The sequence below is a fragment of the Cyanobium sp. BA20m-p-22 genome (assembly GCF_024346275.1).
GTDB lineage: Bacteria > Cyanobacteriota > Cyanobacteriia > PCC-6307 > Cyanobiaceae > Cyanobium_A.
This window is the reverse complement of record NZ_JAGQCQ010000277.1, coordinates 1-5,180: the sequence shown is the minus strand read 5'-3', so window position 1 is coordinate 5,180 and position 5,180 is coordinate 1. Positions and strand designations below refer to the sequence as shown.

Genomic DNA, 5,180 nt, shown 5'->3' with positions numbered 1-5,180 from the left:
GATACGCTCTTTTCCAGCTCCAGCACCAACTCGACCCCACCCCAGAACACACCCGACAACTCCGAGGCCTGATCGGCTTCCTCCTGGATTACGGCGAATTCGCCTGAGGGCTGCAGATCGTCCTGCAGGAACCAGCTGTTGTTAGCAGGGATCTCCTTACACCAATTGGATGCGGCTGCCCAGCTGTTCGAAGTACTCTGCCGACCAGATGACCACCGGTTGCGGATCGGCATGAACCGCTCGATATCCACGCGAGCCTTGGCCACATCCAGCCGCGCGATCCGCTCGGCCAGTGGCCGCTCTGTCGTGCTCGCTCCGCCAGGTGATTCAGATGCAAGGGGATGCCACACCGCACATACCACTCCAGATCAAACCAATCTCGCCCTTTTACCCGTTGCTGCCACTGGCGAAACAGCACCGCATGCATCTTGCCGGCGAAGAGATCCGGTAGAGCGAAGCATTTCACATAAAACGAGTAGGGCAGTAGCAAGAGCTGCCCCTCTGTATAGAAGACCAGAGGAGGATGCGTGTCGACTTCCAGCTTAATTTTTCAGCAGGCGGCTTCCTTCGATTGCCAGCTGCACAACCGTCGTGTTGCTTTTCAGGAAAGCTGAAATGATCGCCGTCTCAGTTGTTTTGGTTTTCTGCTTTGCTTCCAAGTTGATGCCGATGGCGGCAACTTCCTCTTCCAGGCCCTGTAGATAGGGTTGCAGCGAGAATCAGGGATCCGGTTGCAGGAGCGAAAAATCCAGGTCTTCTGAAAATCGCGGTAGTTTTTGAAAGATGCGCAGACAGGTTCCTCCGTAGAAGGCCGCCTTGCCAAAGAAGCCCCGTCTGTAGAGCCCTGCCAGCGCGATTTCCTGCATCGCCTCCCGCAGGGCCTGGCTGCGCTGGACCCACCCGGTTCATCCGGCCAGCTCCAGTTGCAATGTTTTGAGAACGGTCAGTAGGCATGCACATCGCTTAGATCCATCTCGCTGAGCAGTTCAGGATCCAGGCGCAGGTCGTCGAGTAGCCATTGGCGCATGCGCATGGCGCTGCGCGACAGCAGCGGCATGTTCCGGGCCAGCACCAAACGATCACACAGGGCCTTGGCCGGGCTGGCGATCAGAAAACTGAGACCATCGTTGCTCGCCCCCAGCTCCTGCCCAACCGTGTAGTAAGTCAGTGGTAGGTGGTGGTAGCTGAACCGCCCCCGTGCGTTCTGCAGGATGGGCCATAGAGATAGTTGGCCACCAGCGGTAGGCACGCTGGTGCCTGGCGCAAGGGCTCTCCGGTGAGATACAGGCCCCTGCACAGCGAATGCTCCAGGTTGTTGGTTCTTGAGAGCATCATCGGCTCTTATCCGACTTTCCTGCTTGTTTTGAGCAGATCGCCTTCGCCCGGTTGAAGGGCCGCGATCACCCCGCCATGGCCCGCCCCATGAAGGCATCAATCGTGAGAACTTCGCCACTGCTTGTTCACCTGCCAGTTGTTCACCTACCAGTTGTTCTCCTGCCAGTTGTTCTCCTGCCAGTTGTTCTCCTACCCGCAGCCGCATCCCTCTGGCTGCTCTGGCCCCTGCTCAGGCCGGCCGTTGCCCCAGCCCCTGGCACCACGCTGGTGGTGGTGCTGGATGGCTACCACCGCCTCGATGCCGCGCTGCAGCACACCGGCGCCTTGCCGCTGCTGCTGATCACCTGCCCCCGCACCGGTCAGCCCACCCAGCAGCAGCGCCTCCTGGCCAGAGGCCGTGCCTTCTGGATCCTCAGCCAGGGCTGGGATTCCGCCCAGCAGCTCACCCAGCTCGCCCGATGGCTGCAGCGGCCTCCAGCCGCCCTGCCGGCCATCGGCAGGGTGCTGCTCGTGAGCGACAGCCACCATCTGCCCCGCCTGCTGCCCGCCGCTGAGGTGGCCCTCGGCAACCAGGGCCTGCGGCTCGCCGGGCTCACGGCCAGCACAGCCCTGCCAGCGCCTCAATTCTGGCCGATCGCCCGCGATTGGCTGCGCCTCCAGCTCTTGCGTGCCAGCGGCAGCACCGGCGCTTTCCTGGTGCCGCAGCAGTTGCGCCGCAAGCAGGCCGCCTGCGGCTGAGCCGCCTCCCATTCGCCACCGGGTGCAGAACCTATCGTCTGAGCCATGCTTCCCTACCTGCTCTCCTGGGGCCTGTTCGCCTCCGCCAGCCTCGGCAACGCGCGCCAGATCACCAGCTCCACTTTGCTGGCCCTGGGCCTGTTTCTCACCCTGCTGGTTGGCCTGCGGGAGCAGGTGGGCGGCGATTGGGGCAACTATCTCCCCTATGTAGAGCGCTCGATCGGCCTGCCCTTCGCCGAGATCTTCGCGGCAGACGAGCCCGGCTACGGCCTGCTCAACTGGATCGGCGCCAACTGGGGCGGTGGCGTCTACCTGGTGAACACCGCCTGCGGCCTGGTGTTCTCCATCGGCCTGCTGCTCTTCTGCCGTGCCCAGCCCCGCCCCTGGCTCGCCCTCACCCTCGCCTTTCCCTATCTCGTCACCGTGGTGGCCATGGGCTATTCCCGCCAGGCCGTGGCCATCGGCCTGGAGATGCTCGCCCTGCTCGCCCTGCAGCGCGATCGCTTGCTGGCCTTTCTCGCCTGGATCGCCCTGGCTGCCACCTTCCACCGCACCGTGCTGGTGCTGCTGATCCTGCCGGCCTCCACCCTCTCCGGATCCCTGCGTTTCTCCCAGCTGATCCGCCTTGGCCTGGTTGCCGGCGCCGCCTACGGCCTCTATTCCGCAGTCATCGCCCCGGATATCGATTACTACGTGCAGGGCTACATCGATACGGAATACCAATCCCAGGGGGCCCTGATCCGCGTTGCCCTCTGCCTGCTGCCTGCTTTGCTCTACTTGCCAAACCGCCACCTTTTCCTGCTCACGCCCGATGTGCAACGCATCTGGAGCCTGATCAGCCTGCTGGCCATCGCCGCCGCCGTTGGCCTGGCCACCGTGGCTTCCTCCACCGCCGTTGATCGCCTGGCCCTCTACCTAATTCCACTGCAAATCTTTGTCGGCAGCCGCCTACCTGACACCTTCCTGCTCGGGATCCCTCCCGACAACTGGAATCAGTTGTTGATCCTCTTCTCCCTGGCCGTGCTCCTGGTGTGGCTGTTGTTTGCCGGCCATTCTTCCCTCTGGTTGCCCTATCGCAACCTGCTGCTGCCCTTCTAGCTTGATGCCCTCACCCAAGGTGCTGCTGGTGGCTAACACCAGCTGGTATCTCCACAACTTTCGTCTGCCCCTGCTCAAGGATCTGCGCGCCGCCGGCTATCAGGTAGAGGGCGTCGCTCCCCATGACAGCTACACCGCCCTGCTGGAAGCCGAGGGCTTCACCGTGCACCCGTGGCTGGTGGCGCGCAGGTCTGTCAACCCCCTCGCTGAAGCCCATGCCCTGGTGGATCTGCTGCGCATCTACCGCCGTGAGCAGCCGGCCCTGGTGCATCACTTCACCATCAAGGCCTGTCTCTACGGCACCATCGCCGCCAAGGGCGCCCGCATCTACCGGGTGATCAATGCGGTCACCGGGCTCGGCCATGTTTTTCTTGGCACCCGCAAGCGCAACCACCTGATGCGCAGCGCCCTCAAACCCATCTACCAGGCCGCCTTCAAGGCGCGCCGGGCCACGGTGGTGTTCCAGAACGCCGCTGACCAGGAAAAACTGGTCCAGCTGGGCATCACCAACGCAGAACGCGCCGAGCTGATCCGCGGCTCCGGCGTGGATATAACGCACTTCAATCCGGCGGCCCTAGCGAATGCAGCCGCACCCGGCGCTTTTCACGGGCCGCTGCAATTGCTGTTTCCTTCTCGCTTGATTCGCGAGAAGGGAGTAAAGGAACTGCTCGAGGCCTGCCAGCGGCTGTGGGCCGATGCCATTCCCTTGCAGCTGCTGGTGGCCGGTGCCATCGACGCCGGCAACCGCAGTGCCCTGACACCCGATGAGCTGGGCACGCTGCAAGCCGATCCGCGCATTCGCTGTCTTGGCCATGTGGACGACATGCGAGCTGTTTATGCCGCTTGCGATCTGGTGGTGCTGCCCTCCTGGCGCGAGGGCCTCTCCCGCGCCCTCAACGAAGCCGCTGCCATGGAACGACCGATCATCACCACCGATGTGCCCGGCTGCCGCGATGTGATCGACCACGGCCGCTCCGGTTTGCTCGTGGCCATCCACGACGCCCGCGGCATCGAGCTGGCAATCCGTTTGCTGCTCGAAAATCCCGATCTTGCAAGCCGTTTGGGCAAGGAGGCCCGCCGCAAGGTGGTGGCTGTATTTCAGGTGTCGCTCGTGAATCAGAGCACCCTCGAAATCTATGGCCGCCTGCTTGGCACCCCGCTCGATCGCAAACCCATACTGCAGGGGATGTTCTGATGTGTGGCCTGGCCGGCCTCTGGCAGCCATTCCCCAGCTCAGCCGAGCAGCTAGGGGCCGCCGCCCAGGCCATGGCTACTGCCATCGCCCACCGCGGCCCCGATGATGCCGGCGTCTGGTGTGATCCAACAGCAGGTTTTGCGCTCGCCCATCGGCGCCTGGCGATCCAAGATCTCTCCCCGGCCGGCCATCAGCCGATGCCCAGCGCCAGCGGGCGCTACGTGATCGCCTTTAACGGAGAGATCTACAACCATCTGGCCCTGCGCCATGAGCTCGAGCAGGCTGGCCTGCTCCAGTCGCCCTGGCGCGGCCATTCCGACACCGAAACCCTGCTGGCCGCCATTGAGGCCTGGGGATTGGAGCCGGCGCTGCAGCGCTGCGCCGGCATGTTCGCCATGGCGTTGTGGGATCGGCGCGAGCGGCGGCTCCAGCTGGCCCGTGATCGCTTTGGCGAAAAACCGCTCTATTGGGGCTGGCTCCAGCAGGCGGGCCGCCGCATAGTTGGCTTCGCCTCGGAGCTGGCCGCCTTGCGGGCCCTGCCTGGGCTGGGCCAGCCCGAGCTGAATCCTGAGGCGGTGGTCGCCTTCTTCAGCCGCGGCTGCATCCCGGCGCCGCTCTGCATTGACCAGGGCCTGCAACAGCTGCCGCCAGGGCAGCTCGTCTGTCTGGTGGCCCCGAGCACCGATCGGCTGCCTTCGCCCCAGCCCTGGTGGGATCTAGAAGCCCAGGCCCAGGCCCAGTCGGCCGCTGGTCAGCAACTCGGCTGGCCTTCCACAGAGTAGGCGCTCGACGCCCTCGAACACACCCTGCAGCA

At 64.0% G+C, this 5,180-nt stretch carries 7 protein-coding genes and 1 pseudogene; 4 read left to right on the top strand and 4 right to left on the bottom strand.

Features of this window, described 5'->3' with window-relative positions:
- From KBZ15_RS18070 to KBZ15_RS18060, 4 genes and pseudogenes are all read right to left on the bottom strand, one after another.
- The coding region (locus KBZ15_RS18070; RefSeq protein ID WP_255016614.1) for a hypothetical protein at positions 1-350 on the bottom strand (350 nt) is incomplete at its 3' end.
- Between the two features lie 5 nt (positions 351-355).
- Positions 356-490 (bottom strand): annotated as a pseudogene (locus KBZ15_RS18770) (nucleotidyl transferase AbiEii/AbiGii toxin family protein); the annotation flags it as partial.
- Positions 491-719: 229 nt separating this feature from the next.
- Positions 720-866, bottom strand: coding sequence for a nucleotidyl transferase AbiEii/AbiGii toxin family protein (locus tag KBZ15_RS18065; protein WP_255016613.1), 147 nt, complete (start codon positions 864-866; stop codon positions 720-722).
- 77 nt (positions 867-943) lie between these two features.
- Positions 944-1,249, bottom strand: coding sequence for a hypothetical protein (locus KBZ15_RS18060; protein ID WP_255016612.1), 306 nt, complete (start codon positions 1,247-1,249; stop codon positions 944-946).
- Positions 1,250-1,410: 161 nt separating this feature from the next.
- Between KBZ15_RS18060 and KBZ15_RS18055 the strand changes: the two genes are divergently transcribed.
- Genes KBZ15_RS18055 through KBZ15_RS18040 form a run of 4 tightly spaced genes read left to right on the top strand, consistent with a single transcriptional unit; the run spans position 1,411 to position 5,148 of the window.
- The gene (locus tag KBZ15_RS18055; RefSeq protein WP_255016611.1) at positions 1,411-2,073 is read left to right on the top strand and encodes a hypothetical protein; all 663 of its coding nucleotides are present in this window, start codon (positions 1,411-1,413) and stop codon (positions 2,071-2,073) included.
- 45 nt (positions 2,074-2,118) lie between these two features.
- Positions 2,119-3,171, top strand: coding sequence for an EpsG family protein (locus KBZ15_RS18050; protein ID WP_255016610.1), 1,053 nt, complete (start codon positions 2,119-2,121; stop codon positions 3,169-3,171).
- Between the two features lie 4 nt (positions 3,172-3,175).
- Positions 3,176-4,366 (top strand): glycosyltransferase family 4 protein, encoded by a 1,191-nt coding sequence (locus tag KBZ15_RS18045; RefSeq protein ID WP_255016609.1) that lies wholly within the window; start codon positions 3,176-3,178, stop codon positions 4,364-4,366.
- On the top strand, positions 4,366-5,148 hold the full coding sequence (locus tag KBZ15_RS18040; RefSeq protein ID WP_255016608.1) for an asparagine synthetase B: 783 nt from the start codon (positions 4,366-4,368) through the stop codon (positions 5,146-5,148). Before KBZ15_RS18045 ends, KBZ15_RS18040 begins: the two co-directional genes overlap by 1 nt.
- The last annotated feature ends 32 nt before the right edge of the window (positions 5,149-5,180 follow it).

Excerpts from the sequence above, each read along its gene's own strand:
- KBZ15_RS18040 (WP_255016608.1), top strand. The coding sequence starts at position 4,366 with ATGTGTGGCCTGGCCGGCCTCTGGCAGCCATTCCCCAGCTCAGCCGAG.
- KBZ15_RS18055 (WP_255016611.1), top strand. The coding sequence starts at position 1,411 with ATGGCCCGCCCCATGAAGGCATCAATCGTGAGAACTTCGCCACTGCTT.
- KBZ15_RS18045 (WP_255016609.1), top strand. The coding sequence starts at position 3,176 with ATGCCCTCACCCAAGGTGCTGCTGGTGGCTAACACCAGCTGGTATCTC.
- KBZ15_RS18050 (WP_255016610.1), top strand. The coding sequence starts at position 2,119 with ATGCTTCCCTACCTGCTCTCCTGGGGCCTGTTCGCCTCCGCCAGCCTC.
- KBZ15_RS18065 (WP_255016613.1), bottom strand. The coding sequence starts at position 866 with ATGCAGGAAATCGCGCTGGCAGGGCTCTACAGACGGGGCTTCTTTGGC.